The 26,494-nt window shown below is 69.7% G+C and carries 29 protein-coding genes; 11 read left to right on the top strand and 18 right to left on the bottom strand.

The features are described from left to right. Nucleotides 1-56: 56 nt before the first annotated feature. From NRB56_RS15810 to NRB56_RS15795, 4 genes are all read right to left on the bottom strand, one after another. The gene (locus NRB56_RS15810) at nt 57-1,535 is read right to left on the bottom strand and encodes an aldehyde dehydrogenase (protein WP_153342788.1); all 1,479 of its coding nucleotides are present in this window, start codon (nt 1,533-1,535) and stop codon (nt 57-59) included. Between the two features lie 27 nt (nt 1,536-1,562). Further along, complete coding sequence (locus NRB56_RS15805; RefSeq protein WP_153342786.1) at nt 1,563-2,291, bottom strand: hypothetical protein; 729 nt, start codon at nt 2,289-2,291, stop codon at nt 1,563-1,565. A gap of 35 nt (nt 2,292-2,326) precedes the next feature. Beyond that, a complete protein-coding gene (locus tag NRB56_RS15800) occupies nt 2,327-2,854 on the bottom strand; it encodes a hypothetical protein (RefSeq protein WP_153342784.1) in 528 nt (175 codons plus the stop codon). Between the two features lie 184 nt (nt 2,855-3,038). Then, entirely contained in the window at nt 3,039-3,986 is a 948-nt protein-coding gene (locus NRB56_RS15795; RefSeq protein WP_319943052.1) for a LysR family transcriptional regulator, read from the bottom strand. Between the two features lie 125 nt (nt 3,987-4,111). Here NRB56_RS15795 and NRB56_RS15790 point away from each other — a divergent pair, with 125 nt between their 5' ends. From NRB56_RS15790 to NRB56_RS15765, 6 genes are all read left to right on the top strand, one after another. Beyond that, nucleotides 4,112-5,284 carry an acyl-CoA dehydrogenase family protein gene (locus tag NRB56_RS15790; RefSeq protein WP_194290872.1) on the top strand — a complete coding sequence of 391 codons (1,173 nt, stop codon included), beginning with the start codon at nt 4,112-4,114 and terminating at the stop codon, nt 5,282-5,284. Nucleotide 5,285: 1 nt separating this feature from the next. Continuing rightward, nucleotides 5,286-6,455, top strand: coding sequence for a CaiB/BaiF CoA transferase family protein (locus tag NRB56_RS15785; protein WP_153342782.1), 1,170 nt, complete (start codon nt 5,286-5,288; stop codon nt 6,453-6,455). A 118-nt stretch (nt 6,456-6,573) separates the two neighbouring features. Then, nucleotides 6,574-7,386 carry an FAS1-like dehydratase domain-containing protein gene (locus tag NRB56_RS15780; RefSeq protein WP_153342780.1) on the top strand — a complete coding sequence of 271 codons (813 nt, stop codon included), beginning with the start codon at nt 6,574-6,576 and terminating at the stop codon, nt 7,384-7,386. Nucleotides 7,387-7,461: 75 nt separating this feature from the next. Beyond that, nucleotides 7,462-7,788 carry a thioredoxin TrxA gene (gene trxA, locus NRB56_RS15775; RefSeq protein ID WP_153342778.1) on the top strand — a complete coding sequence of 109 codons (327 nt, stop codon included), beginning with the start codon at nt 7,462-7,464 and terminating at the stop codon, nt 7,786-7,788. A gap of 157 nt (nt 7,789-7,945) precedes the next feature. Beyond that, nucleotides 7,946-8,650 carry a DUF2637 domain-containing protein gene (locus NRB56_RS15770; protein WP_153342776.1) on the top strand — a complete coding sequence of 235 codons (705 nt, stop codon included), beginning with the start codon at nt 7,946-7,948 and terminating at the stop codon, nt 8,648-8,650. Between the two features lie 66 nt (nt 8,651-8,716). Then, entirely contained in the window at nt 8,717-9,190 is a 474-nt protein-coding gene (locus NRB56_RS15765; protein WP_227837756.1) for a hypothetical protein, read from the top strand. Nucleotides 9,191-9,192: 2 nt separating this feature from the next. On the opposite strand, the gene NRB56_RS15760 is transcribed toward NRB56_RS15765, so the two are convergent. Beyond that, a complete protein-coding gene (locus tag NRB56_RS15760; protein WP_153342774.1) occupies nt 9,193-9,774 on the bottom strand; it encodes a helix-turn-helix domain-containing protein in 582 nt (193 codons plus the stop codon). Nucleotides 9,775-9,840: 66 nt separating this feature from the next. On the opposite strand from NRB56_RS15760, the gene NRB56_RS15755 reads away from it, so the two are divergent. Next, nucleotides 9,841-10,797 carry an NAD(P)/FAD-dependent oxidoreductase gene (locus NRB56_RS15755; protein WP_153342772.1) on the top strand — a complete coding sequence of 319 codons (957 nt, stop codon included), beginning with the start codon at nt 9,841-9,843 and terminating at the stop codon, nt 10,795-10,797. A 25-nt stretch (nt 10,798-10,822) separates the two neighbouring features. Here the strand turns inward: NRB56_RS15755 and NRB56_RS15750 are convergent, their stop codons facing one another. The 3 genes from NRB56_RS15750 to NRB56_RS15740 form a co-directional block, all read right to left on the bottom strand. Next, a complete protein-coding gene (locus tag NRB56_RS15750) occupies nt 10,823-11,869 on the bottom strand; it encodes an alpha/beta hydrolase family esterase (RefSeq protein ID WP_153342770.1) in 1,047 nt (348 codons plus the stop codon). 254 nt (nt 11,870-12,123) lie between these two features. Then, nucleotides 12,124-12,591 carry a nuclear transport factor 2 family protein gene (locus NRB56_RS15745; protein WP_153342769.1) on the bottom strand — a complete coding sequence of 156 codons (468 nt, stop codon included), beginning with the start codon at nt 12,589-12,591 and terminating at the stop codon, nt 12,124-12,126. A gap of 26 nt (nt 12,592-12,617) precedes the next feature. Further along, nucleotides 12,618-13,298: a TetR/AcrR family transcriptional regulator gene (locus NRB56_RS15740; protein WP_153342767.1), complete on the bottom strand. Its 681-nt coding sequence runs from the start codon at nt 13,296-13,298 to the stop codon at nt 12,618-12,620. 65 nt (nt 13,299-13,363) lie between these two features. Here NRB56_RS15740 and NRB56_RS15735 point away from each other — a divergent pair, with 65 nt between their 5' ends. After that, nucleotides 13,364-14,488, top strand: a complete 1,125-nt coding sequence (locus tag NRB56_RS15735) for an FAD-dependent oxidoreductase (protein WP_153342765.1) — start codon at nt 13,364-13,366, stop codon at nt 14,486-14,488. Nucleotides 14,489-14,503: 15 nt separating this feature from the next. Here the strand turns inward: NRB56_RS15735 and NRB56_RS15730 are convergent, their stop codons facing one another. The 4 genes from NRB56_RS15730 to NRB56_RS15715 all read right to left on the bottom strand — a co-directional run bounded on the left by NRB56_RS15730 (nt 14,504) and on the right by NRB56_RS15715 (nt 16,690). Further along, entirely contained in the window at nt 14,504-14,674 is a 171-nt protein-coding gene (locus tag NRB56_RS15730) for a hypothetical protein (RefSeq protein ID WP_153342763.1), read from the bottom strand. A gap of 280 nt (nt 14,675-14,954) precedes the next feature. Continuing rightward, nucleotides 14,955-15,158, bottom strand: a complete 204-nt coding sequence (locus NRB56_RS15725; protein WP_153343102.1) for a cold-shock protein — start codon at nt 15,156-15,158, stop codon at nt 14,955-14,957. Between the two features lie 163 nt (nt 15,159-15,321). Then, nucleotides 15,322-15,513, bottom strand: a complete 192-nt coding sequence (locus tag NRB56_RS15720) for a hypothetical protein (protein ID WP_153342761.1) — start codon at nt 15,511-15,513, stop codon at nt 15,322-15,324. 256 nt (nt 15,514-15,769) lie between these two features. Then, a complete protein-coding gene (locus tag NRB56_RS15715; protein ID WP_153342759.1) occupies nt 15,770-16,690 on the bottom strand; it encodes an AraC family transcriptional regulator in 921 nt (306 codons plus the stop codon). 100 nt (nt 16,691-16,790) lie between these two features. Between NRB56_RS15715 and NRB56_RS15710 the strand changes: the two genes are divergently transcribed. Beyond that, the gene (locus NRB56_RS15710) at nt 16,791-17,705 is read left to right on the top strand and encodes an MBL fold metallo-hydrolase (protein ID WP_153342757.1); all 915 of its coding nucleotides are present in this window, start codon (nt 16,791-16,793) and stop codon (nt 17,703-17,705) included. An 8-nt stretch (nt 17,706-17,713) separates the two neighbouring features. On the opposite strand, the gene NRB56_RS15705 is transcribed toward NRB56_RS15710, so the two are convergent. Beyond that, on the bottom strand, nt 17,714-18,343 hold the full coding sequence (locus NRB56_RS15705; protein WP_153342755.1) for a class I SAM-dependent methyltransferase: 630 nt from the start codon (nt 18,341-18,343) through the stop codon (nt 17,714-17,716). Between the two features lie 110 nt (nt 18,344-18,453). Between NRB56_RS15705 and NRB56_RS15700 the strand changes: the two genes are divergently transcribed. Further along, the gene (locus NRB56_RS15700; RefSeq protein WP_319943051.1) at nt 18,454-19,524 is read left to right on the top strand and encodes an alpha/beta fold hydrolase; all 1,071 of its coding nucleotides are present in this window, start codon (nt 18,454-18,456) and stop codon (nt 19,522-19,524) included. Nucleotides 19,525-19,537: 13 nt separating this feature from the next. Here NRB56_RS15700 and NRB56_RS15695 read toward each other — a convergent pair whose 3' ends face one another. From NRB56_RS15695 to NRB56_RS15675, 5 genes are all read right to left on the bottom strand, one after another. Then, entirely contained in the window at nt 19,538-19,864 is a 327-nt protein-coding gene (locus tag NRB56_RS15695; RefSeq protein WP_153342753.1) for a hypothetical protein, read from the bottom strand. 106 nt (nt 19,865-19,970) lie between these two features. Further along, complete coding sequence (locus NRB56_RS15690) at nt 19,971-21,005, bottom strand: enoyl-CoA hydratase/isomerase family protein (protein ID WP_153343098.1); 1,035 nt, start codon at nt 21,003-21,005, stop codon at nt 19,971-19,973. A 202-nt stretch (nt 21,006-21,207) separates the two neighbouring features. Next, on the bottom strand, nt 21,208-22,644 hold the full coding sequence (locus NRB56_RS15685; protein WP_153342751.1) for a FadD3 family acyl-CoA ligase: 1,437 nt from the start codon (nt 22,642-22,644) through the stop codon (nt 21,208-21,210). A 45-nt stretch (nt 22,645-22,689) separates the two neighbouring features. After that, nucleotides 22,690-23,874, bottom strand: coding sequence for an amidohydrolase family protein (locus tag NRB56_RS15680; RefSeq protein ID WP_153342749.1), 1,185 nt, complete (start codon nt 23,872-23,874; stop codon nt 22,690-22,692). Nucleotides 23,875-24,075: 201 nt separating this feature from the next. Next, nucleotides 24,076-25,608, bottom strand: a complete 1,533-nt coding sequence (locus NRB56_RS15675) for an AMP-binding protein (RefSeq protein WP_153342747.1) — start codon at nt 25,606-25,608, stop codon at nt 24,076-24,078. A 122-nt stretch (nt 25,609-25,730) separates the two neighbouring features. On the opposite strand from NRB56_RS15675, the gene NRB56_RS15670 reads away from it, so the two are divergent. Next, nucleotides 25,731-26,453 (top strand): enoyl-CoA hydratase/isomerase family protein, encoded by a 723-nt coding sequence (locus tag NRB56_RS15670; protein WP_153342745.1) that lies wholly within the window; start codon nt 25,731-25,733, stop codon nt 26,451-26,453. The last annotated feature ends 41 nt before the right edge of the window (nt 26,454-26,494 follow it).

Raw genomic sequence — 26,494 nt, 5'->3', positions numbered from 1 at the left:
CCCGTGTGGGCGCCGGTCGGAGGGTTCCGGCGCCCACACCCGCCACATGGTCCGGGTCAGCGGATGACGAACGGATTGCCCACCGGCGCACCGGTGTTGATCCACACGGTCTTGTTCTCGAGGTATTCCTCGACGGCGGCGATGCCGTTCTCGCGGCCGATGCCGGAGTCCTTGAACCCGCCGAAGGGGGCGAGGTAGCTCACCGCACGGTAGGTGTTCACCCACACGGTGCCGGAGCGGATGCGGTCGGCCATGCGGAAACTGCGGCCGATGTCGGAGGTCCAGACGCCGGCCGCGAGGCCGTAGCGCCCGTCGTTGGCGATCGCGACGGCGTCGTCCTCGTCGTCGAAGGGAATGACGGCGAGCACCGGGCCGAACACCTCCTCCTGTGCGATCCGCATCGAGTTGTCGACGCCGGTGAAGATGGTCGGCTCGACGAACCAGCCGTTGCCGCACTCCGGCCGATCGGCCGGGCCGCCGCCGAGAACCACCTGCGCGCCTTCGGCTTTCGCCACCTCGATGTAGTCGAGCACCTTCCGGTACTGCGGCACGGTGGTGACGGGGCCGACCTGGGTGGTCTCCTCGCGCGGATCGCCCATCCGCGCCGATTTCGCCAATTCCACGACGCGGCCGACGAATTCGTCGTGGATCGTGCGCTGCACCAGCAGCCGCGAACCGGCCAGGCAGGTCTGCCCGGTGGCCGCGAAGATGCCCGACACCACGCCGTTGACCGCGGCGTCGAGATCCGCGTCGGCGAACACGATGTTCGGTGACTTGCCGCCCAGTTCGAGGCTGACGTGCTTGAAGTCCTTGGCCGCCGCGGCTCCGATGAACCGGCCGGTGCCGTCCGAGCCGGTGAAGCTGATCTTGCGGATCAGCGGATGTTCGACCAGCGGCGAGCCGACGTCGGCGCCGAAGCCGGTGACCACGTTGATCACCCCGGGCGGCACGCCCGCCTCGTCGAACAGCCGCACCAGCTCGATGGTGGAGGCGGAGGTGAACTCCGACGGCTTGATCACCACCGTGCAGCCGGCCGCCAGCGCGGGTGCCAGCTTCCAGGTGAGCAGCATCAGCGGCGAGTTCCACGGCGTGATGATCCCGACCACGCCGATCGGCTCCTTCTTCGTATAGGAGAAGTAGCCCTTCTTGTCCAGCGGCAGCACCGTGCCCTCGATCTTGTCCGCCAGCCCGCCGTAGTAGTAGAACCACTGCGGCAGGTAGGAGACCTGCGTGAACATCTCGGCGTAGAGCTTGCCGTTGTCGCGGGTCTCCAGTTCGGCGAGCCGCTGCGCGTTCTCGGCGAGCACGTCGCCGAGTCTGCGCAGCAGCGCGCCGCGCTGACTGGCGGTGAGTTCCGGCCAGGGACCGGCGGTGAAGGCCCGGTGTGCGGCCGTGACGGCGGCGTCGACGTCGTCGGCGCCGCCCTTCGCGATCTGCGCCCAGGGGGTGCCCAGATAGGGATTATCGGTGGAGAACCACTCTCTCCCGAGAGGAGAATGATCCTTCCCGTCGATGAACATCGGATACTGCATCATGGGAACCATACTGGCGCAGGCGCCCGCTCAGCTGTTGGCCGGTGCCGTCTGCGGGGCGGCCGCGTGCTGCGATTGCAGCTGGTTGAAGGTCGATACACCGGTCGCGATGCCGACCGGCACGGCCGCGAGCACGCCGCCGACGGTGGCGCCGAGGCCGCCGACCGCGGTCGCGCCCACCAGGCAACCCGCGACGGCGGCGGGCAGGGTGAGGGTGCCGAGCGAGGCCAGCGCCATCAACGTACCGCCGGTGGCGATGCCGAACGGACAGCCGACGATGATCCCGACGACCGAACCGGCGAGCACGCCGACCCCCATCGCCAGACCCATCTGGCCGTTGGCGGTCTCGATGGCGGTGTGCAGGTCGGCGTTGTAGTCACCGACCGGCTGGGCCTGCTGGGCGACCGCGGCGGCGTCGGCCGGCTCGGCCACCGGCGTGGCGGCAGGCGCGGATGCCGCCACGCCGGTGTCGGTGGGCGCGATCGCCTGGACGGGAGCCCCGTACAGCGCGTTGCCGGCCGCGTCCTGGATGCCGATCTGGCCCGCGCGCATCGCGATGCTGCCCAGCGGCGTGTTGAGCACGGCCGCGTTCTGGGCCACGTTGCCGGTGTACTGCACGCCGGGGGCCAGATCGACGGTCATCGACTTCTGCTGGGGGTCCTGGGACACGGTGTCGGCGTTGGCCGTTCCCGCGGCGATCGCCACCGCCGCCATCGCGGTCAGGGCGGTCAGGGTCGCGCCCTGGGTCTTCACCTTCATGGTTCGCTCGTTTCTGGATAAGCCGGAGAGGGTGGTTACTGCGCATCCGGCAGCGGTTGCGCGATCAGGCCCTTGGAGTGCAGGTTCGCGTACTGCTGCCCGGCCGCGTCGGCCAGCGGGCCGGCGCCGGTGACGATGCTGCCGATGGTGCCGCCGAGGAATCCGGCGGTGCCGGCGCCGACCACACAGCCACCGATCGCCATGACCGGCGTGAGGACCGGTACGGCCACGACCAGCGAACCCGCGGTGACCGCGCCGAGGCCACAGCCGACGACGGCGCCGATGCCGGAGCCGATCACGCGGCCCATGGTGGAGTCGGTGCCCCACGCCATGGCGATCGCGTCGAATGCCTTGGTGTACTCGGCATTCGGATCCACCGGGCCGCCCGGGGCCGCGGGCTGGGCCTGATGCTCGTCGACCGGGCCGGCGGCGGGAGCGGAAACGGTTTGGGACACAAGCGGGTCGGCGACCGCGACCGCACTGTCCGTGCCGAACGGAGCCGCCGCGGCGGTGCCCGCGGTGACGGCGGACGCGGCGACAGCCAGCGCGAAAAGCGCTGTCACCCTGGAGACCTGGTTCATGGGTTCTGGCTCTCTCTCATGTGCGGTGCCGATGCCCGCAAATCATGAGTGATGCAGAACACATCTGAGAAATAATAATCCCGCATCCGGACATACTCGACTGTCATAACGCGAGAACATGATTATCAAACAGCCGATTGCCGTTCTGGCAAAACAGTATCCAGTTCTACCGCTCGGTGCCGGCGTGATCCTTCCAGCGCGCGGACGGCCATCGGCCCGTCTGGACCGCGGTGCGCACCTGCCGGACCAGTTCCTGGGCCACCACCTCGGCTGCCGCGGGTAATCGCCCGGTGCGCGGCATGCCGAGCACGACCGAGCGGCGGATCTCCGGCTCGCACAGCGGCGCCGCGCTGAGCAGCCCGGCCGACACGTCCGCGACGATGCCCGCGCCGGGCAGGATGGTCCAGCCGTGCCCGCCGAGCACGAACTGTTTCTGCAGCGCAAGGGAATTCGTCTGCACGCTGACATCGAAGAGGATGTCGTTGCGTGCCGCGGCGCCGTCGATGAGCGCGCGCAGCGCGTGGCCGGGGGCCGGCATCACCAGCGATTGCTCGGCGACCTCGGCCAGCGCGATCGGCTCGTCGGCGCGCAGTCCGGCCTCGGGCGGCGCCACCGCCCACAACTGCTCGGTCAGCAGCGGCGCGACGTTCACCGACGGGGTGTCGGTGAGGTTGTACAGCAGCGTGACATCGAGGTCGCCGTCGTCGAGCCAGCGTTGCAGATGGCCGGAATAGCCTGTGAGCATTCGCAATTCGATGTGCGGGTGATTCGCCTTGACCGCGGTGACCAGCGGTTCGGCGAGCGTGTCGATGGTGCTCTCCAGCAGTCCGACGGTCACCTGCCCGGCGACCTCGCCGCGCTGCGGCTGGATCTCCGCCGTGGCGCGGGCCAGTTCGCGCAGCGCCCGTCGCGCCCGCTCGGCCATGATCGCGCCCGCCTCGGTGAGTTGCATACCGTTGCGGGTACGTTCGAACAGCGTCACGCCCAGTTCGGTCTCCATCGCGCGGATCTGCCGGGTGACGGCCGGCTGGACCAGGTGCAGCAACTCCGCGGCGCGGGTCACGCTGCCGACCTCGGCGACGGTCACCAGTGCTTTCAGCTGTTTCAGGTCCACCGGGTCTCCTCATCGCGTCCCGGCATGGGAGCCATCAAGAGATGGTATTTCACATGCCTATCTATCAGAGTTCATGATGGTACTGCGGGCAGGGCGTCCGGATCCAGACCAGTCGGAAGAGTGATATGCACGAGTTGATCGAGGAAGAGGCCGCGATCGTCGCCGTGGTGCGCGATTTCGTCGACCGGGAGGTCCGGCCGGTCGTCCAGGAACTCGAGCACGCCAATGTCTATCCCGAGAAGCTCATCGACCAGATGAAGGATCTCGGCATCTACGGGCTGGCCATCCCGGAGCCGTGGGGCGAGGTCAAGGTGTCCACCCCCTGCTACGCCGCCGTCACCGAGGAACTGGCCCGCGGCTGGATGAGCCTGGCCGGTGCGATGGGCGGCCACACGGTGGTGTCCAAACTGCTCGTCGATTACGGCACCCCGGAACAGCGCGATCGCTACCTGCCGCGGATGGCCACCGGCGAGATCCGCGCGACGATGGCGCTCACCGAACCCGGCGGCGGCTCCGATCTGCAAGGCCTGCGTACCACCGCGCGCCGGACCGGCGCGGAGTACGTGGTCAACGGCTCCAAGACCTGGATCTCCAACGCCCGCAAATCCTCGCTGGTCGCCCTGCTGTGCAAGACCGATCCGGCCGCCCGGCCCGCGCATCGCGGCATCAGCATCCTGCTGGTCGAGAAGGGCCCGGCCTTCGCCGACCCGGTCGGTTTCACGGTGTCGCGCGACCTGCCGAAGCTCGGCTACAAGGGCGTGGAGAGCTGCGAGCTGTCCTTCGACGATCTGCCGGTGCCGGCCACCGCGCTGCTCGGCGGCGTCGAGGGCGAGGGCTTCGCGCAGATGATGCGCGGCCTCGAGGTCGGCCGCATCCAGGTGGCCTGCCGCGCCCTGGGCGTCGGCCGGGCCGCGCTGGACGATTCGCTGCGGTACGCGCAGCAGCGGGAAACCTTCGGCAAACCGATCTGGCAGCATCAGGCGATCGGCAACTATCTGGCCGACATGGCGACCAAACTGACCGCCGCTCGTCAGTTGGTGCAGTACGCGGCCCGTCGCTACGACTCCGGCGAGCGCGCCGACATGGAGGCGGGGATGGCCAAGCTGTACGCCTCCGAGGTGGCGATGGAGATCGCGCTGAACGCGGTGCGAGTGCACGGCGGCTACGGTTACTCCACCGAGTTCGATGTGGAGCGGTACTTCCGCGACGCGCCGCTGATGATCGTCGGTGAGGGCACCAACGAGATCCAGCGCAACGTCATCGCCCGCCAGCTGATCTCCCGGAACAGGATCGACTAGCTTGTCCGACAACGATTTCCGCCGGCCGCTCGACGGACTCCTGGTGGTCGCGGTCGAGCAGGCCGTGGCCGCCCCCTTCGCCACCCGCCAGCTGGCCGATCTCGGCGCCCGCGTCGTCAAGATCGAGCGCCCCGGTGCCGGCGACTTCGCCCGCGGCTACGACCGCACCGTGCACGGCGACTCCAGTTATTTCGTCTGGCTCAACCGCGGCAAGGAGAGCGTCGAGCTGGACCTGAAGGAACCCGCCGATCGCCGGGTGCTGGACGCGATCATCGCCCGCGCCGACGTGTTCGTGCAGAACCTCGTGCCCGGCGCCGCCGAACGGGCCGGGCTCGACGCCGCCACCCTGCGCACCGCGCGGCCCGAGCTGATCCACTGCTCGATCTCCGGCTACGGCCCCGAGGGCCCCTACCGGTCGAAGAAGGCCTACGACCTGCTGTTGCAGTGCGAGACCGGACTGGTGCTGTCCACCGGCACACCCGAGACGCCCGCGAAGGCCGGCTTCTCCATCGCCGACATCGCCACCGGCATGTACGCCTACAGCGGCATCCTCACCGCGCTCTACGACCGCGACCACACCGGCACCGGAGCGTCGCTGCACGTCGCGATGATCGACGCGCTGGGGGAGTGGATGAGCCAGCCCGCCTACTTCTCCCGCTACGGCGCCGAACCGCCCCGGCGAACCGAGGCGAAACACCCGTCGATCTCCCCGTACGGTCCGTACCGCACCGCCGACGGCACCGTCTTCCTCGGCGTCCAGAACGATCGCGAATGGCAGCGGCTGTGCCGCGAAGTGCTGAAACAACCCGAGCTGCTGACGGATTCGCGTTTCGGCAGCAATCCGGACCGGGTCGTCCACGACGCCGAACTGGCCGACCTGCTGGAGCGGGCCTTCGCCCGGCACACCAGCGCCGAGGTGGTCGAGCTGCTGGAGGCGGCCGGGATCGCCAACGCGCTGCTGCGCACGCCGGAGGAATTGACCCGCCATCCACAACTGGTGGCGCGCAACCGTTTCCGTGCCGTGGACCTGCCGGGCGGCAGCATGGACGCGATGCTGCCCCCGGTGATGTCGGATGCCTGGGAACCGGCCATGGGCGCGGTGCCGCCGCTGGGCGCGCACACGGCCGCGATCCGGGCCGAATTCGCCGATGCCGCCGAGGATACGCGGTGAGAGTTCTCCCGCGCCGCTGCGATCAGCGGCGATACTCGGTGGCCGGCGGTGGCCGCGGTGGTGGTGCGGTTCACGTGACCGTGGACACGGCAGTAACGGCGACGACAGGGGTACGGCGATGACGAACGAGGTGGTCGAGCGCAGCGAGGTGCTGCTGCCCGGCCCGGCGCAGGCATTGGCGGGGTTGCTGGGCGTGGCCGAGCCCGGCGCGGAACTGCCGCTGCTGTGGCACTGGATCTATCTGCTGGACCGCCCGGCGCAGGCCGATCTCGGCCCGGACGGACATCCGTTCCGCAACACCGTTCCCGCCCCGCCGGATCCGGGCCGGCGGCGGATGTGGGCCGGCGGGCAGGTGACCACGCACGGGCCGCTGCGGCTCGGCGAGGAGGCCACCCGGCACACCGAGGTGCTGAAAGTCGAAGATAAGCAAGGCCGTTCGGGCCCACTGACCTTCCTCACCGTCGGCCATCGGATCACCCAGGGCGACCGGCTCGTCGTCGAGGAACGCCAGGACATCGTCTACCGCGAGGCGGTGACCGGGCCGCCGCCGGAACAGGCCGAGACGGCCCCCGACCTGCCGATCGAGAACGGCGAGTGGGTCATCGACACCTCGCCGACGCTGCTGTTCCGCTATTCGGCGCTCACCTACAACGGCCACCGCATCCACTACGACCGCGACTACGCGCGCGACGTCGAAGGCTATCCCGGCCTGCTGGTCCACGGCCCGTTGCAGGCCGTCGCGATGGCCGAATCCGCCCGCGCCCGAGGGGCATCCGGCAATCTCGTCTTCGACTACCGGCTGCGCTCACCGCTGTTCGACCACCAGGGCCTGATCATCAACCACACCGAGAGTGGCGGGGAGGCAACGATATTCGCCCGCGACCGGAGCGGACGGCAGACCGCCACCGCCACCCTGCGCCGGACCGAGTGAGCGAACCGGATAAATGGGTCGTTCCGGTCACGCCGACCGCGTCCGCCGCTGAGCGCGCTGACCTACCATGGAATGATGTCAGACAAGATCGCGCACGTCACCGAGGGTTCCTTCGAGGCGGAGGTGCTCGGTTCCGAGGCACCGGTCCTGGTCGATTTCTGGGCCGAGTGGTGCCCGCCGTGCAAGGCGGTCGCCCCGATCCTCGACGAGATCGCCGAGGAATTCGACGGCCGGGTCACCATCGCCAAGGTCAACGTGGACGAGAACCCGTCCCTGCCGAATCAGTACGGCATTCAGGGCATTCCGACGATGCTGCTGTTCAAGAAGGGTGAGGTCGCCGCCACCCGGGTCGGCGCCGCCCCCAAGGGTCACCTCGTCGAATTCCTCGAATCCAACATCTGAACGCCGCAAATCGGTCATCGGAACGTATTCGGCGCGTTCACTTCTCGGCGTGTCGGTCGCCGAATAGCCAGCGCCACGGTCGAATCGGACGAATCGGAAGTCGACACGGTACCCGGTTGAGTGGGTTGCGGGGAGGTGGCCGTTAGGCTGTGCGCCCATGACCCCCATCGGATCCGAGAGCGACGACACTGGTGCCGAGCAGACCGGCACGGACGAGAATCGTCGCAGCTGGGCGTCTCGGCTCCAGAGTTTCCGGCCGGGGCCGCTGCATGCCTCGGTGGTGGTTTCCTGTGTGGTTGCCGTAAAGTCGTTCGCGATGTCGTTCGCGGCGTTGCACAGTCTCGCGATCCGCAACTACGTGCCACCGGACCTGGCGGCCAATGTGCCGACCGCCGTGGACGGGTTGATGGTCGGTTCCGTGATCGCCACCGCGTTCTTCCGCCGGCGCAGTCCGGGCTGGTGGTACGCGGTGATGTTGTTCGTCTCGTCGACGCTGGTGTCGGTCGCCGGGAACATCGAGTACGCGCGGGAGATCGGTGGCGACGGGGTCGCGGTCGCCATCCACGCGGGGATGCCTCTCACGATGATGTTCGCGGTGCATCTGACCCTGTTGTTGTGGAACAACGGGAAACACGACCGCGCGCCGGCGCTCGCGCCCCGGCCCGCGCCCGCCGTCGTCGAGGCCGAGACCGTGCGGCTCGTGCCGGTCGACCCGTTCATGGAGAGTGTGGCCGGCCATCTCCGCAATTTCGAACCGGCGCAACGGATCGCGGCGATGCGATTCGAACCCGGCCCCGCGAACACCCCGTACCCCGCCGACCCCCGGTATCAGGCACCGGCCGGCGAACGGGTCCGGACCTGACGTCCGGACGCACACCGCAAGCGAAAGTTCTTCCGTTACCGTCGAACTCGTCAATGGAGTGAGCAGATGCCCTCAGCAATGTGCCAGAACCTGGATGTCAACCAATTCCGTGAGGTGGCCGGACGATTGGCGACGATCATCCAGAACAGTCCGGATCGCACCACCGCGCTGAACCGATTCGTCGAGGCGGTCTCGGACGCGGATGTGTTCACCGACATGGTGATCAGCTACGCCGGCCGGTGGCTGGCCGAGACCAGCGGGCAGTCCGTGCTCATCGGCCCGGAGATGTTCTGGCAGTTGTCCGCTCCGGACATCCGGGCCGGCGGACTGGTCGGCGACGGGAGCGGCTGCGGTGAGAACGGCTGCGGTGAGCGCAGCCGGAAGATGTTGCTGGTCTGTGTGCTGGAGAGTCTCGCGCAGACCCACTGGCATCAGAACAACGTCGCCGAACATCGTTCGCCCGCAAGTGTTCTCACTGATCCGCGGATGGTCGCGAACGGGCTGCTGGACCACCGGATGGCGACCAACGGCGTCGGCTGACGCTACGCGGAGTTCTTCGGGCGGGCGCGGAAATGGGCGCGCTCGCCCTGCGAACCGAAGAGGCTGAGGAATTCGACCGGTTCTTCCGAGGCCGCGCCGAACCAGTGCGGCAGCCTCGTGTCGAATTCCGCGGCCTCACCGGGGACCAGAATGTGATCGTGGTCGGCGAGGATCAGCCGCAGCCGCCCGTTGAGCACGTACAACCACTCGTAGCCCTCGTGGGTGCGCGGCTCGGGGGAGCGGCGCAGGCCCGGCGGGATGATCATCTTGTACGCCTGGATACCCCCGGCGCGGCGGGTCAGCGGGATCATCGTGAGACCGTGCCGAGTGAGCGGGCGCATGTGCACCCGCGGATCGCCGGTCGGCGGGGCGTCGACCAGTTCGTCCAGGGTGACGCCGTGCGCGCGGGCCAGCGGCAGCAACTGCTCGAGCGTCGGCCGCCGGCCCCCGGATTCCAGCCGCGACAGCGTACTGACCGAGATGCCGGTGGCGGCCGAGAGCTCCGCGAGCGTGGCCTCCCGCTGGATCCGCAGCGCCCGTAACCGGGGCCCCACCGCGTCGAGTGTCCGATCCAGATCCTCCATGCCACCATTTTGCCACAACGGCAAATCTGTTTGCCAATTTCGCTACCCAATGGGCATCGTGGGGGCATGACGAACGACAGCTTTGACGTGGTGGTGATCGGCGGCGGGGCCGCGGGGCTCAGCGGCGCCCTGATGCTGGCCCGCTCCCGGCGCTCGGTGCTGGTGATCGATGCGGGTGCCGGGCGCAACGCCCCGGCCGACGCGGTGCACGGCCTGTTCGCACGGGACGGGGTGGCGCCCGCCGAACTGGTGGCCCGCGGCCGCGACGAGGTCCGCGGCTACGGCGGTTCCCTCGTGGCCGGCGAGGTCACCACCGTGACCGGCGCACTCGACGAGTTCACCGTCCGGCTCGCCGACGGCCGCAACTCGCGAGCCCGCCGGCTGCTGGTGACCACCGGCCTGGTGGACGAACTCCCCGACATCCCGGGCCTGCGCGAACGCTGGGGCCGCGACGTGGTGCACTGCCCGTACTGCCACGGCTGGGAGCACCGCGATCAGGCGATCGGGGTGCTCGCCTCCGGGCCGATCGCGATGCACGCGGCGCTGCTGTGGCGGCAGCTCAGTCCGGACGTGGTGGTGTTCACCGGCACCGGCGACGCCCCGGACGATCCGGAACGCCTTGCCGCCCTGGGCATCCGGGTGGTCCCCGGTGCCGTCGCGGCCGCGGAGATCACCGGGGACCGGATGACCGGCGTGCGCCTGACCGACGGTACCGTCGTCGCTCGCGACGCGCTGGCGGTGCCGACCCGCATGGTCGCCCGCGCGGCCTTCCTCGCCGATCTGGGCCTGCGCCCGGTTCCACACGCCAGCGGTATGGGCGTGCACATCCCGGTCGATGCCGCGGGCCGCACCGACGTGCCCGGCGTGTGGGCCGCGGGCAACGTGACCGATCTGTCCGCGCAGGTCGGCGGTGCGGCCGCGGCCGGCGCCTGGGCCGGCGCGCAGATCAACGCCGACCTGGTGACGGCGGACGCGGACCGCGCGGTCGCCGCGTACCGCGCCCGGGCGGGCGCACCGGCATGAACCGCCGCGCCCGCACGAGGGCGGCTCACCGCGGCAGCGGATGCGCCCGGAAGAAGTCCCACAGGAGCTGGTCGGCGCTGATCGAGTGGGTGGTGGGCCCGGTCAGCGCGTCCGGGAAGGCGTAGGCGCTGCCCGGCCAGGTGTGCCCGCCGCCGACCACCGAATACAACTGCACGGCACCGTTTTCCGGGCAGGGGTAGGTGGTGAGATCGACGTCCGGGGCGACGTGCGACTGGACGGGCGCACCGCTGCATCCGTTGCGCCGCGCCCAGGCGGCGGCGTTGTCCGGAATGCTCTGCGGCCCAGGGCCTTGCACGGCCGGCCCGCCGTTCTGCTGCACGACCGACCCACTACCGTCCGGCGACGGCAGATAGCGGGCGTTCGGCCCGACCCCGCCGGTGTAGGCGACGATCGGATCCGCGGTCCCGTGGAAGGCGATCACCGGCACCGGCCGGGTCGGCCGGCACCAGTCGAAGTCCTCCAGCCCCGCCACCGGCGCCACCGCGGCGATCCGATCCGAAAGCCGGCACGCCAGTGCGGAACTGGTGAAGGCGCCCATCGACAGCCCCGCGGCGTAGACCCGCCGCAGATCCACGCAGGCCGTCGCCTCGACATGGGTGATCAGCTCCGACAGATAGTCGATGTCGGGGTCGCCCGGGGCGAAAGCCCAACGCGGCAAACCGGGTTCGTCGAGCTGCGGCGTGACGGTCACGAATCCGTGCGTGTTACCGAACTCACCCAGTCCACTGCTCGCGTGCTCGATCTCCGCGGGTTCGAGATACCCGTGCAGATCGAGGACCAACGGCAGCGGACCATCGGCAGCGCCCGGCACATCGCGGATATAGTGCCCGGTCTGCCCGCCCGAGGCGAACTGCAGCGTGGCCGACCCGGCCGCGGCCCGATCCGCGGCACCGCATCCGGGGGACGCGACGGCCGCCGTATCCGCCTGTGCCGTGGACGTTTCGACGGCGGACAACACCGCCGCGCCGGCGACCACCGCCGCGAGCACCGCGCCGATCCGCCGCCACCGCGGCGAAGCCACCCGCCGGGCGGACATCGAAATTCTGAACATGAGAATGATGCTCTCACTCGTACCGGGCGCAGAATATCAGGAACCCTGATATTTGGGGCCGATCACAACGCCGCCGCCTGCCATCCCCGGTCCGGGCCGATCGTCTCGGAGATGTTGTCACGCGGTCCATCTCATCGAGTAACCGGGCTGCTTGCTCGCGGCAGCAATTCGGCGTGGCCTTCGACGATGCCGCGCACATCCGCGGGCACCACCCGGGTCCGGTCGCCGGCGGCCGGACCCGGGTCGGCTGGATACTAGTCCCGCGCAGCGTCTTCGGGCACGGCGTCCAGCGGCCGCCCGCGCAGGTGGTGGCTCAGGTCGCCGGTCAGGTGGATGTGGACGCGGCGTTCCACGAATCGCCATGTTCCGGCGTGCTTTTCGAAGCGGTCGTGGTAGCGGCCCGCCGCTATCGGTTGCAGCGGGAAATCCGGGAGGGCCTGGAAGACGGTGATGTAGGAACGGGCCGTGGCGGCGTCGCCGTCGAATTCGACGGCGATGTTGGTGGTGACGTGCTGGGTGCGCGGGGTGCCGTCCTCGTACACGATCACCGTGGCGCGGAGCATCCGCTCGACCGCCGCGCTGCCCTCGAGCGATCCGCCACCGCCGATGAACACCGCGTCGGCGAACAGGGTTCCGACACCGGCGAAATCGCCGGTGTCGACCAGTTCGGCGTAGCGGGCGATCAGGTTCGTCACGGCGGTCGTATCGCTGCTTGTGCTCATGGCAGCGAGGGTAGGCGGCCGGAGGGTCATTTCGGGAGGCGCGCCGCGATGCCGTCGAGCAGGAAATCGAGGCCCATGTCGAAGGTCCGGTCCGCGTCGACGTGGGCGGCGTCGCGAATCACCGTGGCCAGCCGGGGAAATCGGCCGGTGGCGAACATTCGCTGCAGATACGGTCCGAAGGCGGACTGCCACTGCCTCGTGTTCATCCCGGTGGCTCGTTCGGCGCGCCGTTCGGCGATCTCGCGGCGCACCGCGCCGATCACGTAGGCGTTCACGGCGTTGGTCACCGGCATGACGACGTCGATGTCGACGTCGCCGAGCCCGGCCACCACGGCCTCGCCCCGGGCCAGCGCATGGGGCCCGAGTTGCGGGCGGCCGCCGATCAGGTCGGCGAACCATTCGTGGCGGTGCACGGCCGCGCGAGTGCTCTCGGCCATGGCGCGCAGCACTTCTCGCCAGTCGTCGCCGGTCGGCCGGATCTCGGCGTACACCGTGTCGACCATCAGGTCGAGCAACTCGTCCTTGGTCGCGATGTAGCCGTACAGCCGCATCGGACCGACCTCCAGCGCGGCGGCGACCTTGCGCAGCGAGACGGCCTCCAGGCCGTCCGCATCGGCCAGCCGGATCGCCGTCGCGACGATTCGCTCTCGGCTCAACGGGGCCGGGACCGGCCGATTCGGCGGCTCCGGCCGCTCCCACACCAACATGCGCTGACAATACAACGCATGAACCGATACAGTGTCTCGAAAAATACAGTGTATCGGAGGCGGTCATGACCATCACCATCGTCGGAGCGGGACCGGGCGGCCTGGCTCTCGCCCGGATACTGCACCTCAACGGCCTCGAGGCCGTCGTGTACGAACGGGACGCCTCGCGTGAGGCTCGCGGTCAGGGCGGCATGCTGGACCTGCACACCGGGACCGGGCAGCGGGCGTTGCGGCTGGCCGGGCTGATCGACGGGTTCCGCGCGATCGCCCGCGGCGCGGGCCAGGACATGCGCCTGCTGGAAGCCGACGGCACGCTCCTGCTGCGGGAGGACACTCCCGACGACGCCCCGTTCGATCGGCCCGAGGTCGACCGCGCCGATCTGCGGGCGCTGCTACTGGATTCGATCCCCGCGGACACGGTGCGCTGGGGGCATGCGGTCGCCCACGCCGAGGACGGGCGGCTGTGCTTCACCGACGGCGGTACCGCGACCTACGACCTGCTGGTCGGCGCCGACGGGGCGGATTCCCGAATCAGGCCGCTGCTCACCGACATTCGCCCGGTGTACACGGGCCAGCACAGCATCGAACTCGGCATCCCCGAGGTCGATCGGACGCATCCCGAACTCGCGGAGATGATCGGCCGCGGCAACTTCTGGGTGTTCGGTGACCGGCAGGCCCTGGTGGTGCAACGCAACGGCGACGGCCGCGCCCGCGTCTACGCCAACTTCTATTCGAGCCCGGACACCGCCGAGAGTTGGTTCGCGACAAGGGAAATCCCGCTCGGCGACCCGGCCGCGGTCAAGGCCCGGCTGATCGATCTGTACGCCGGCTGGGACGCGCGGTTACTCGCGCTGATCGCCGCCTGCGACGACACGGTCCGGACCCGGTCGGCCACCACGCTCCCGGCCGGTCTGACCTGGCCGTCGAAACCCGGCGTCACGCTGCTCGGCGATGCCGCGCATCTGATGCGGGGGGCGGGGGAGGGCGCCAACACGGCATTGCTGGACGGCGCCCTGCTCGGCCTCGCGCTCGCGGCGCATCCGGACGACTTCCCTACTGCGGTAAGCGAATACGAGTGTGAGATGTTCGAACGCACCGCGGCCGCCGCTCGCATGTCCGCGGACATGTACGAAAAATTGGCGGCCCCGGACGCTGCGCAGCGGCTGCTGGCGTTCTTCCGCGGGGATTGAGGTGATGCGCTGGGGTCAGCCGTTCGGCCGGCCGCGCTCGCCGCGCCGCGAATCCTGGTCCCGCGTGCTCTCGGGCACCGAGAGGAATGTCGGCCGCATGTCGATGGGCACGGTGGCGGGCGCGCTGTCGATGTTCGCGTCCTCGTGACTGAACAGCTGCGCGCGGAGGGGTTGCTCGTCGCTCACGATCGTCCTTCTCGGTTGTCGGTACTGATGGGCCGCGCGTAGCCGGCGTACCGTGTGCGCGGTCCTGGCGATGATGGAGGTCTTCGTGCCGAATTCTCGCCGGATCTCGACCCGCGATACATCTCTACCGGGTGGTCGGCGAATGGGGCGCAACCGGCCGATTCCGGCCGCGTGTCGCGCGCCGAGAAGGAGGATCGCCGAATACCGCGCCGGGAGTGAGTCGAAGCGCTGGATGCACGAAACCCGCTCCGTCGGTGCGGGTTTCGTGCTGCCCGATGTTTCAGATGGGGCGGACGCTCTGGGCCTGCGGGCCCTTCTTGCCCTGGCCGATCTCGAACTCCACGCGCTGCCCCTCTTCGAGGGACTTGAAGCCGGAGCCGGAAATCTCGGAGTAGTGGACGAAAACGTCAGGACCGCCACCGTCTTGCGCGATGAACCCGAAGCCCTTTTCGCCGTTGAACCACTTGACACTGCCTTGCGACATATTTTGCTTTTGCTTCCTGTTTGTGAGCCGAGCGATCACGTCAACAACCCGTACCCGTCACCAGCATGTCATACTTCGGCGCGCCGGACGGAAACGGACCGTCGACGGCGCCGGTCGGCGACGTCCGTCGCCCTCCGGGCCGTCGAGGTTCGACCTGCGCCGACTACTTCAATTCGGACAGATCGAGGCCGAGCATGGCCAGCAGCTCCACGCACTCGGCGGCGTCCTGCGCGTGGACGGCCACCGTTTTCGCGGCCAGCGCGTTCCGCACGAGGTGTGCTGCCTTCTCGGCGGCGCGGACGTCCGCGAACGCGAGTGCCGTATCGGCGAGGGGGGTGCTTCGGACCGAGGTCAATGAAGGCTCCTTGCGAGTAGCCCCGACCGGATGCCTGGTGCCCGCGATCGAGGGCCGAGACTCGACCGGGTCCGGTTCGACGACCGGCGATCGGGTCCGACCGAAACGACGTTACCCGCTCGGCGGCCGCGGCACGCGATTACCGTCGCTCCCGAACCCCCGGACCGATCGGCCGCCGTGCCGAAATACGCCTCCGACGTCGGGGTTACGGCGTAGCGGCCGGATCGGGTGACGAGTCGAGGAGTTCGGCATGACCTCAACCCCCCGGCGAGCCGGTCACGCCGTGATCGTGGCGGTAGCGGCCCGGTGCGGTGCCGAACTGCTTCTTGAACGCGTGCGAGAAGGCGTAGGCGGTGGCGTATCCGGCCTGCTCGGCGATCACGGACAGGGGCTCGGCGGTGTCGCGGAGCAGGGCGGCGGACCGGGACAGCCGCCACCAGGTCAGGTAGCCCATCGGCGGCCGGCCCACCAGCGCCGCGAAGCGCCGGGTCAGGGTGGCGCGTGAGATGCCGATCTCGGCGGCCAGGCGGTCGTTGGTCCACGGCGCACCCGGATCGGTGTGCAGCGCCCGCAGCGCGGCCGCGGTGACCGGGTCGGTGAGCGCCGCGGGCCAGGTGCCCGTGCGGTTCTCGCTCATCCACGCGCGGATCATGTAGACCAGCAGCAGATCGAGCAGGCTCGGCACCGCGATACAGGAACCGGGGCGGCGCTGGTCGGCCTCGGACGCGAGAAGGTCGATGGCGGAACGGAGTTCGGGGTGATCGCCGAGCCGGGCCGGTAGGTGGATGATCGTCGGCAGTTCCGCGACGAGGGGATGCTGCCCGTGCCGGTGCAACCGATACTTGCCGCAGAGGGCCTCGAACTCCGCTGTGCCCGAGGATGTTCCGGCCGGCTGCTCGGCGCGCCACTGTTCGAACGGTACGGCCGGGGCGGCCGTGGGCCGCTCGGCGAGGACATGTCCGGTCCCGTGCGGCAACAGGATCGCGTCCCCGGTGCCCAGGCGCACCGGATCGCCCTCGTCGGGCAGCACCCAGCAACTGCCGCGCAGGACGATGTGGAACCCGGCGCCGGAATACGGGTCGAGCCGCGTGCACCAGTCGCGCTGCCGGGTGTGCAACCGGCTCGACGACGGTTGCCCCAGGCGCACGGCCGCGATCGCGTCGCTCAGCACATCCATGCCTCGAGATTACCGATACGCTCACCATTGAGCAGAACGCGTATCTCCATGAGTATCGGGCCCATTGATCGACTCGCATCGTGTTCCTAGGCTCGACGGCATGGAGAGTTCGCAGAGCATCGTGCTGGGCGATGTCGAGATGTTCCGGGTCGTCGAATGGCAGGGCCCGCTGATGCCCGGCCCCGACCTGCTGCCCGGCACCACCGATCGGACCTGGCGCGACAACGCCGGCTGGCTCGCGCCGGACCATTGGGAACCGGGCACGGAGCTGGTCGTGGCGGCGATCCAGACCTGGGTGCTGCGCAGTGCCGGTCGCACGATCCTGGTCGACACCGGCGTCGGCAACGGCCGCGAACGGCCCGGCCGCGCACTGTTCCACCGGCGCGAGGGCGACTTCCTCGAACGCCTGGCGCGGGCCGGGGTGCGTCCCGGGGAGGTCGACCTCGTGATCAACACGCACCTGCACGGTGACCACGTGGGCTGGAACACCCGGGACGCCGGCGGCGAGTGGGTACCGGCATTCCCCAACGCGCAGTATCTGATTCCGGCCGCGGACGACGAATACTTCGGTCCGGCGGGCGGTTACGCGGGCGGTCGGCGTCCCGACGACCGGCTCCTCTACGAGGACAGCGTCGCCCCGATCCACCGCGCGGGCCTGGCGCTGCGATGGGACGGCTCCCACCGCATCGACGACAACCTGATCCTCGAGTCCGCGCCCGGCCACACGCCGGGATCCTCGGTACTGACCCTGGAATCCGGCGCGGACCGGGCGATCTTCGTCGGCGACCTGGTGCACAGCCCGCTGCAGCTGCTCGACCCCTCGTGCAGCAGCTGCCTGTGCCTCGATCCGGAGCGGGCTGCCGTCACCCGTCGCCGCATCCTCGAAAAAGCCTCCGACCGAAGGGAATTGGTGATCCCGGCGCACCTCGGTGGCTCCGGGGCGGTGGAGATCCGCCGCACCGGTACGCGTTTCGAGCTCGGCGAGTGGGCGGCCGCGTCGGCCGTGCCGCGCTGACGCGGCCGCTACACCCGGCGCGCGGTGCCCACGACCAGTGGCACGATCGTCGACGCCGAGGTCGGCATCCGGGTGTGCTCGATCGCCTCGACCTCGAAATCGGTTGTGCCGAGCAGTGACTCGAAGTCGCGATTGGCGTGGCAGCCGTCGGCGAGGCGGCGCTGCACCGGGGTGAGCAGGTCCTGGAAGACCGCGCGCACTCCGGTGCCCCGGACGTGTTCGTGGAACAGGAACCGCCCGCCGGGTTTCAGCACCCGGTGTACCTCGCGCAGGGCGAGGGCCGGATCGCGTACCGAGCAGAACACCAGGGACGCGGTGACGGTGTCGAAACTCGCGTCCGGGAATCGCAGCGCGTGGGCGTCGCCGTCCACGATGGTGACCGGCACCGCCGGTGTGCCGACCAGCTCCGTCAGCCGGTCGCGCATCGCCGGATTCGGTTCGAGCAGAACCAGTTCGGGCAGATCGTCGGGGTAGTGCGGGACGGACAGGCCGTTGCCGGCGCCGATCTCGAGGGTGCGGCCGTGTGCGCGGGCGAGTTGCGCGCGGCGCATCTCGGCCTGCCCGGCCCGCTCGACGCGGGCCATGAAACCGGGATACCAGCGAGCGAAGAGGCGCTGGCCGAAGGTTGCGGTGGTCATGACCGTGAGTCTGACGCCTCGCGATATACCCCGTCATGGCCGTTTCCGGCCATCATGGATAGCCGGAACGGGTGATACGCGGGCGACGCCGCTCGCGATTACCTCTGGTCGTGGAAACTGTGCGAGGTGACATCGTGTTGCGGGTCGAGGATCAGGTCGTCCGCCATGTGCGGACCGGCGGCGGTGACGTCGCCTACTCCGCGGTGGGCAGCGGCCCGGCGCTGCTGGTCGGCGGCTGGTGGTGCAGCCACCTGGCCCTGAACTGGGAGGATCCGCTGTTCCGGGCCTATCTGTCCGGACTGGCCACCCGCTTCACCGTCCTCCGCTACGACCAGCCCGGCCGCGGCATGTCCGGTTCCGCCGACACCACGATCGATCTGCACGACGAGATCGCGGTGGTGACGGACCTGCTCGACACGCTCGGCGTCGAGCGGCTGGCCGTCCTCGGCGCCTCCTCGGGCGGCGCGGTCGCCGCGGGCCTCGCCGCCCGCCTGCCCGACCGCGTGCACCGCCTCGTGCTCTACGGCGCCTTCGCCCGGGGCGCCGACATCGCGCCGGAGAGCGCGCGCCGGGCCATGGTGAACACCATCTCCGCCCACTGGGGCCTGGGCTCGCGACTGCTCGCCGATGTCTTCGTCCCGGGCGCCGACCACACCGAGCGTGAGCGTTTCGCCCAGTTCCAGCGCCTGTCCGCGACCGCCGACCAGGCCGCGAGATCGCTGGCCGCCACCTACGAATTCGACGCCACCGACTACCTCACGGCCGTCACCGCGCCCACGACGGTGCTGCATCGCCGGGAGGACCGCGCCGTTCCCTTCGCGCTCGGCGTCGACGTCGCGCGCCGCATCCGCCGCGCCACCTTCGTGGAACTGCGTGGCGAGAACCACTTTCCGTGGCGCGGCGACGCCACCGCCGTGGCCGAGGCCACCCTCCGCGCCCTCGGCCACCCCGTCCGATCCCGCCCCGCCGTACCGGGCCCCGAGGCGCTCACCGACCGCGAGCGGGAGATCCTCCGCCTGGTCGCCGAGGGCCTCACCGACGCCCAGATCAGCGAACGCCTCACCCTGAGTCCCCACACCGTCCATCGCCACGTGGCCAACGCCCGCACCAAACTCGGTGTGCGCTCCCGGGCCGCCGCCGCCTCCGCCCTGCGCACCGATCGGCCGAGCGAGACCACCTGATCCCGGCCGGTGCTCACACCCGGGCCGGGGCCGCCGGTTCCGCCTTCGACCGGGCCGTCCACATGCGGCTCCAGCGGCGCCGGCCGCTCGGGAACAGCAGCAGCGGCAGGGAGACGACGAGCAGGGCGAGCAGCGCCCAGTCGCGGAGCTCGTCGAGCAGCGCGCGGACGAGGATCGGGACGCAGGCCACGAAGAGGAAGGCGCACAACACGACCAGCGGCCACAGTCCGTGCTGCCAGGCGCCGATCGCGCCGCACGCCGCCGCGACGCCGACCACGATCGCGACGCCGTTGGTGAGTTCGCGGACGAGTTTGTCCCGCCGAAGTGCTTGTCCTGCCATGGTTTCCGTCCTCCTGATGTCCGCCCGCCGATCCGGGCACGCGGCGCGTGCCGGTTCGTGAAGCGCGCTGATATCAAGGGGTATCGCGTCTTTCGCGCCGAACGCATCAATCCTCGAGGCGGTCCACCAGGCCCCAGCGCAGTGCGGTGCCGACCGGTAGCGCGGCGCCGCTGAGCATGAGCCAGGCGGCGCGCCAGCGGCCGACGCGACGCGGGATGCTCACGGTGCCACCGGCGCCGGGCACCAGGCCCATGCGGATCTCGGGCAGTTGGAAGACGGTCCCGGGGGCCGCGAGCACGGTGCCGGCGAAGGCCGACATCTCCGCGCCCGCGCCGATGCAGGGGCCGTGCACCCGGACGGTGACGCGGTCGGCCAGACTGTCGATGATCCGCCACGGCGCCCGATCCAGGCGGACCAGATAGGCGGCGACCAGATCGGTGGCGGTACCGAACTCGTCGAGATCACCGCCGCTGCAGAAGGCGGGCCCGGCGCCGCACAGGGTGACCGAGCCGATCGTCGGGTCCGAATCGGCCACCGTGAGGGCCGCGAGCAACTGCTCGCGCAGCCGCATGCTGAGCGCGTTGCGGCGCTGCGGGTGGTCCAGGATGATGTCGAGCCGGTCGTCCGCGCGCTCCAGCCGGACCAGATCCGTGTCCGGCCAACGGACCTCGCGGGCGGGACCGCGCTCGGCCAGCCAGCGGGCGAATTCGGAGCCGCCGAGCAGCATCGAGTAGACCGCCGCCTCGGCGGCCAGCGCGGGCGTGGTGGGCAGGCGGACGGTCTGCCGCAGCAACTGCCCGCAGGCGATCGCCGCGCGGGGGGAGTAGGCGGTGGCGGCGTGCAGGTCGGCCAGGGCCGCGTCCAGGTCGCCGACCGCGACCATCTGCGGCCACAGCGCCGACGCGTGGCGATCGGTGAGGGTGAGCGTGGCCGCGGCCAGCAGGGGCCGCAGCCGCGCGCTCGCGGGGCCGCGCAGGACGCCCACCACCAGCGGGAGCGCGCGTTCGATCCGGTCGGCGACGGCGGCGATCGTCTCGGGTGGTTCGGTGGCGTACCGATCCAGATCCACCACGACCAGCGGCCGGTCCGGCACACCGGCCGGATCGATGTCCAGACCGCCGTCCTCGAGTCGGCCGATCATGCTGCTCACGAGTCGATTGTAGGGATGTCGCCGCCGAGCCGGTTCGGCTACGCGGATACGGCGCGGGGACGGGGTCGTCGGTGGCCGACAAGGGCCTCGGACCCCGTCCCGCGCTCAACTCCGGTGACGCCTGCCGCCCGCGAACCCGGTGGGGTTGCGTATCGGGTTACCGGGCCCGGGGCGGCGATCCAGGTGGAAAGCGTTACCGCAGTTGGTCTTTCATCACCTTTCCGGTGGCATTGAGCGGCAGTTCGCCGAGCAGTTCGACGTATCTGGGTACCTTGTACCCGGCCATGCGCTCCCGGCTCCAGGTGATCAGTTCCTCGGGTGTGAGGGCGGCCTTCGCGACGACGAACGCCTTGCCGACCTGACCGAGCCGGTCGTCGGGTACGCCGATCACGGCGGCCTGCGCGACCGCCGGATGTTCCAGCAGGAAGCCCTCGATCTCCGCCGGGTAGGCGTTGAAGCCGCCGACGATGAACATGTCCTTCTTGCGGCCGATGATCCGGATGTGCCCGTCGTCGTCGCGGCTGCCCAGGTCGCCGGTGTGCAGCCAGCCGTCGGCGTCGACGGCCTCGGCGGTGGCCGCCGGGTCGTCGAGATAGCCCTGCATCACGCTGTAGCCGCGGACGAGCACCTCGCCGTCGTCGGCGATGCCGACCTCCACGCCATCGCAGGGGGTGCCGACGGTGGTGGCGATCTGCTCGAAGGTGTCCCCGGGCCGGGACGCGGTCGCGGTGCCGGCCTCGGTGAGCCCGTATCCGGTCATGATCGACCGGAACGGCAGTTCGCTGCGCACCCGGCGGATCAGTTCCACCGGGATGTCGGCGGCGCCGGTGACGGCCGCGCGCAGCGTCGACAGGTCGTGCGTGCCCGCGGCGGCGGCCTCGAGCAGCGAGTGGTAGAGCGTCGGCGGCCCCGGCAGCATCGTGATCCGCTCGCGCTCGATCAGCTCCAGCACGGTGTTCACGTCGAACACCGGGACCGGCAGCATGGTCGCGCCGCGGATGAACGAGCTGACCAGTCCCGCCTTGTACCCGAAGGTGTGGAAGAACGGGTTCACCAGCAGGTACCGGTCGCCCTCGCGCAGATCGGCGAGGTCACACCATTCCGCGTAGAGGCGCAGGGTCTGCAGATGGTTCATCATCACGCCCTTCGGGCGCCCGGTGGTGCCCGAGGTGTAGATGATGTCGGCGGTGTCGGTGCCCGCGTTGAGGCGCTCGAACGGCGATCCGGAGGCCAGGAAGTCCGATTTCAGGTCGAACACCGGCACCCCGGCCGGCGTCACGTACTCCTGACCCAGGAAACCCTGTTGCACCAGTACCGCTTTCGCGCCACTGCGGCGGATCACGTCGGCGGCCTCCTCGGCCCGGAACCGGGTGTTCACCGGTACCAGCATCCCGCCCGCGACGTGCAGGCCGAAGGCGGCGACGATCCATTCGACGGAATTCGGCGCCCACAGCGCCACGCGATCACCCCGGTCGATGCCGGCGGCCGCGTAGGCCCCCGCGGCCCGGCGGATGCGATCCACCAGTTCGGTGAAGCTCAGCCGCACCGGGCCGTCCACGACCGCTTCGGCGTCACCGAAGCGGTCGGCGGAGCTGAGGACCATCCCGGGGATGGTCTCCCATGCTGTCATGCTCTCGTCTCCCTCAGCGTCGTCGCTGCCCCCGGCCGGATCGGACTACAGGCCGAGCAGTCGAGCCAGGTTGCCGCCCATGATCTTCGCCTGATCCTCGACGGGCAGGTGCTGGAGCATGTCGGCGAAATGGGTCGGCTGGGCCAGGCCCTCCGGGTGCGGATAGTCGGAGCCGAACAGCACGCGGTCGACGCCGATCAGGTCGATCAGGTCGGTCACGCCCTCCTCGTAGAAGGGGCTGACGTGGATGCTCTTCTTGATGGCCGCGACCGGATCCTGCATGCCGAAGCCCTCGGGCGCCTTCTTGTAGACGTCGGCGAGGATGTCGAGCAGCGGCTTCAGCCAGGACGAGCCGTTCTCGATGACCGCGATCTTCAGCTTCGGGTGGCGGAACAGCGCACCGTGGCAGACCCACGACGCGACCGTGTCCTGCACCGGCCGCCACTCGTTGACCATGCGGAAGGTGTTGGTCTGGAACGGCAGCATCTCCGAGTTGGTGCCCTCCCATTCGGCGTCGAAACGCGCGTAACCGGAGTCGGAGGAGTGCATCGCGACCAGGATGTCGTGGTGGACGACCCGCTCCCAGAACGGATCGAACTCGGGCATCGCGAACGAGCGCGGGCCCTCGAAGCCGGGCACGGGGGCCGGGCGGACCAGGATCGCCTTGGCGCCGTTGGCGACCACCCAGTCCAGCTCCTCGATCGCCTTGTCGAGGATCGGCAGCGAGATGACCGGGGTGGTGAAGATCCGGTCCTCGTAGTTGAACTTCCAGGTGTCGAGCAGCCACTCGTTGAGCGCGTGCACGACGACGTGGATCAGCTTCGGATCGTCGCGCATGCGCTCCTCGACGAGGCTGGCCAGCGTCGGGAACATCAGGGTGCGCTGCACGCCCAGCTCGTCCATCAGCGCCAGGCGCGGGCCCGGCTCACGGAACGCCGCGGGGGCCTTGATCGCCGCGCCGAAGATCTCGCGGCGGCTCTTTCCCTCCGGGTTGCCGTTCTTGAAGTACTCCTCCATGGCGCCGGGGGCGGCGACGACCGAGAAGGTCGGGTTGGGGATGTAGTCACTGATGACACCCCGGACCGCGATCTTGGTGCGGCCGTTGACCTGGACGTACTGGATCGCGTTCTTGTACTGATCCGGCAGGAACTTGGTCAGCGACTCTTCGGTCTCGTAGAGGTGATTGTCCGCGTCGAACAGCGGATACGGCAACGTCGGCGCTGCGGTCATGAGATCCTCCTTTGCTTCAATTGAGAATCCTATTCTCAATATGGGAAGGCGTGCAAGTATCTTTGGCCTCCGCTTCGCTCCGGCGGGTTCGCGGCCCCTGAGTCTCGGTCCTTCCCTCCTCCGGTCAGTCGCTGCGCTCCCTCCCTCCGTCAGTCCAGGACCGAGACGGGCCGCGAACAAATGGGGTACGCCGCACGTGGGTCAGCGGTTTCGGAGGGTTTCGCGGATGCGGAACTTCTGGATCTTGCCGCTGGCGGTGCGGGGGAAGTCGTCCACCGCGAGGATCTCCTCGGGCCACTTCTGTTTGGCCAGGCCCTTGTTCGCGAAGTGTTCGCGGACCTGGTCCAGGGTCGGGAGGTCGGCGCCGGGGAGTAGGCGGATCACCGCGGCGGCGTGTTCGCCCAAGCGGGCGTCCGGGGCGGAGACCACCGCGACCTCGGCGATGCCGGGCATGCCGAGCAGGGCTTCCTCGACCTCGAGGGCGCTGATGTTCTCGCCGCCGCGGATGATCACATCCGATTTGCGGTCGGTGATGGTGAGATAACCGTCCTCGTCCAGGACGCCGATGTCGCCGGTGTGGTACCACCCCTCGTCGTCGAACATCTTCGCGGTCAGCTCGTCGTCGATGTAGCCCAGGCACAGGTCCGGGCCCCGGCTGATGATCTCGCCCTCCTCGGACAGCCGGATCTCCACGCCGGTGGACACGTTGCCGTCGGTGTAGAGGCGCTTCGCCGCCGGGGCGGTGTACCAGGAGGCGGTGATCGAGGGGTGTTCCGTGGTGCCGTAGGCGCGGAACACCGTGATGCCCAGCTCGGTGAGGCGTTCGGTGACCGCGACCGGGACCGCCGCGCCGCCCATGCCCGCGTATTTCATGTTGACCAGATGGTCGCGGGTGAAGTCGGGGTGATCCAGCAGGCTGGTCATGTAGTACGGCACGCCGCCGCCGACGATGACGTTGTGGGTGCTCATCAGTTCCAGCACGCGGCCGGGATTCCAGACATCCAGCAGATGGATCGGCCAGCCGCGGCGGACCGGGATGAGCAGCGCGTTGAGCATGCCGATGAAGTGGCCGACCGGTGCGCCGGTGAGCTGCCGGTCGAAGTCGTCGGGATAGCGCTCGGCCAGCTGGAAGGTCTCGAAGCCGAGGGTCTGGTGGCTGTGCACCACGCCCTTCGGATTGCTCGTGGTGCCGGAGGTGAAGGCGATCACCGCGGGACCGGCCGGATCGGTGTGCAGCACACCGGACATCGGCTCGTCGGCCAGCAGGTCGTCGAAATCGCGGCCGACCACGCCGACGATCGGCACGCCGGCGTCGAGGTCCTCGTCGTAGACCCGGTTGCCGAAGCTCTCCGCGCGCAGGAACACCTTCGGCTTGACCGTCTCCAGGATGTAGGAGACCTCTTTGCGCCCGTAGATGTGCACGATCGGGACGATCACCGTGCCCAGCATCGCCGCGGCCCAGAACGAGGCGGCGGCCTCCATCCAGTTCGGCAGCTGGAACACCACCACGTCGCCGGGACCGACGCCCCGCGCGTGCAGGCCGGCCGCCAGGCGACGGGCCACGAGCTCCACGTCGCGATAGGTCCCCTGATAGGGCCGGGTGTCGGAGTGCACCTCGAACACGTTGTCCGGCGTGGCCGCGAGACCGGCGGCCAGCAGGTCACCCAGCGTGTCGGAGGTCCACCACCCCTCCGCTACGTACTTCGCGGCCAGTTCTTCGGGGATCGTTCGCATAGAGTAATATTCTCATCACAGTAGAAGCTCAGTATCCAGTTCTGAGAATTGATTTCGCCGGACCGCATCCGGAGGGCATTCCGGGCGGGGTGAGCGACAAGCGGGAGACCGGGAGACACTGCATGGCGGACGTCGAGTTGGAGCTGGACAACGGGCTGGCGGTCATCACCATCGACCGGCCGCAGGCCCGCAACGCCATCGCCCAGACCACCATGGACGAGCTGGAGAAGGCTCTCGACGGCGCGGCGGGGGCGCGGGCGCTGGTCCTGCGCGGCGCGGGGGATCGCGCGTTCGTGTCCGGCGGTGACCTCAAGCAGCTGGCCGAGATCCGGACCCTCGAGGGCGCCGAGGAGATGGCCTGGCGGATGCGCCTGATCTGCGACCGCATCGCGGAGTTCCCGGCGCCGGTGATCGCGGCGCTCAACGGGCACGCGCTCGGCGGCGGTGCGGAATTCGCGGTCGCGGCCGACATCCGGGTGGCGGCCGACGACATCAAGATCGGCTTCAATCAGGCCGCGCTGGCGATCATGCCCGCGTGGGGCGGCGCCGAGCGGCTGGCGGCCCTGGTCGGCCGCGGGCGGGCGATCATGCTCGCCGGTGCGGGCACCATCCTGGAGGCGGCCGAGGCGCAGCGGTTCGGGTTGCTCGATCGGGTGTTCCCGCGCGAGTCGTTCGAGGAGGGCTGGCGGTCGCTGGCCCGCTCGCTGGCCACCGATTCGGCCATGTCGATCAAGCGCGTGGTCGGCGGGGTGCCGCCCGCCGAGGCGGTCGAGGCGTTCGCCCGGCTGTGGGTGGCCGACGCGCACTGGGTGGCGGCCGAACGGGTCATGAACCGCGGCAAGTGATCTCGCCGGCGCACGGGCGCCGGGATACACAACGGCCGCAT

Source organism: Nocardia aurantia, from assembly GCF_009604425.1.
In the GTDB taxonomy this organism is placed as follows: Bacteria; Actinomycetota; Actinomycetes; order Mycobacteriales; family Mycobacteriaceae; genus Nocardia; species Nocardia aurantia.
Note: the sequence above shows the minus strand (reverse complement) of the source record. Positions and strands in the feature narration are given on the sequence as shown.

Excerpts from the sequence above, each read along its gene's own strand:
- trxA (WP_153342778.1), top strand. The coding sequence starts at position 7,462 with ATGTCAGACAAGATCGCGCACGTCACCGAGGGTTCCTTCGAGGCGGAG.
- NRB56_RS15760 (WP_153342774.1), bottom strand. The coding sequence starts at position 9,774 with ATGGAGGATCTGGATCGGACACTCGACGCGGTGGGGCCCCGGTTACGG.
- NRB56_RS15750 (WP_153342770.1), bottom strand. The coding sequence starts at position 11,869 with ATGTTCAGAATTTCGATGTCCGCCCGGCGGGTGGCTTCGCCGCGGTGG.
- NRB56_RS15745 (WP_153342769.1), bottom strand. The coding sequence starts at position 12,591 with ATGAGCACAAGCAGCGATACGACCGCCGTGACGAACCTGATCGCCCGC.
- NRB56_RS15740 (WP_153342767.1), bottom strand. The coding sequence starts at position 13,298 with ATGTTGGTGTGGGAGCGGCCGGAGCCGCCGAATCGGCCGGTCCCGGCC.
- NRB56_RS15780 (WP_153342780.1), top strand. The coding sequence starts at position 6,574 with ATGACGAACGAGGTGGTCGAGCGCAGCGAGGTGCTGCTGCCCGGCCCG.
- NRB56_RS15680 (WP_153342749.1), bottom strand. The coding sequence starts at position 23,874 with ATGACCGCAGCGCCGACGTTGCCGTATCCGCTGTTCGACGCGGACAAT.
- NRB56_RS15755 (WP_153342772.1), top strand. The coding sequence starts at position 9,841 with ATGACGAACGACAGCTTTGACGTGGTGGTGATCGGCGGCGGGGCCGCG.
- NRB56_RS15715 (WP_153342759.1), bottom strand. The coding sequence starts at position 16,690 with ATGGATGTGCTGAGCGACGCGATCGCGGCCGTGCGCCTGGGGCAACCG.
- NRB56_RS15725 (WP_153343102.1), bottom strand. The coding sequence starts at position 15,158 with ATGTCGCAAGGCAGTGTCAAGTGGTTCAACGGCGAAAAGGGCTTCGGG.
- NRB56_RS15710 (WP_153342757.1), top strand. The coding sequence starts at position 16,791 with ATGGAGAGTTCGCAGAGCATCGTGCTGGGCGATGTCGAGATGTTCCGG.
- NRB56_RS15705 (WP_153342755.1), bottom strand. The coding sequence starts at position 18,343 with ATGACCACCGCAACCTTCGGCCAGCGCCTCTTCGCTCGCTGGTATCCC.
- NRB56_RS15670 (WP_153342745.1), top strand. The coding sequence starts at position 25,731 with ATGGCGGACGTCGAGTTGGAGCTGGACAACGGGCTGGCGGTCATCACC.
- NRB56_RS15770 (WP_153342776.1), top strand. The coding sequence starts at position 7,946 with ATGACCCCCATCGGATCCGAGAGCGACGACACTGGTGCCGAGCAGACC.
- NRB56_RS15690 (WP_153343098.1), bottom strand. The coding sequence starts at position 21,005 with ATGATCGGCCGACTCGAGGACGGCGGTCTGGACATCGATCCGGCCGGT.
- NRB56_RS15695 (WP_153342753.1), bottom strand. The coding sequence starts at position 19,864 with ATGGCAGGACAAGCACTTCGGCGGGACAAACTCGTCCGCGAACTCACC.
- NRB56_RS15765 (WP_227837756.1), top strand. The coding sequence starts at position 8,717 with ATGCCCTCAGCAATGTGCCAGAACCTGGATGTCAACCAATTCCGTGAG.
- NRB56_RS15735 (WP_153342765.1), top strand. The coding sequence starts at position 13,364 with ATGACCATCACCATCGTCGGAGCGGGACCGGGCGGCCTGGCTCTCGCC.
- NRB56_RS15790 (WP_194290872.1), top strand. The coding sequence starts at position 4,112 with ATGCACGAGTTGATCGAGGAAGAGGCCGCGATCGTCGCCGTGGTGCGC.
- NRB56_RS15685 (WP_153342751.1), bottom strand. The coding sequence starts at position 22,644 with ATGACAGCATGGGAGACCATCCCCGGGATGGTCCTCAGCTCCGCCGAC.
- NRB56_RS15805 (WP_153342786.1), bottom strand. The coding sequence starts at position 2,291 with ATGAAGGTGAAGACCCAGGGCGCGACCCTGACCGCCCTGACCGCGATG.
- NRB56_RS15810 (WP_153342788.1), bottom strand. The coding sequence starts at position 1,535 with ATGATGCAGTATCCGATGTTCATCGACGGGAAGGATCATTCTCCTCTC.
- NRB56_RS15675 (WP_153342747.1), bottom strand. The coding sequence starts at position 25,608 with ATGCGAACGATCCCCGAAGAACTGGCCGCGAAGTACGTAGCGGAGGGG.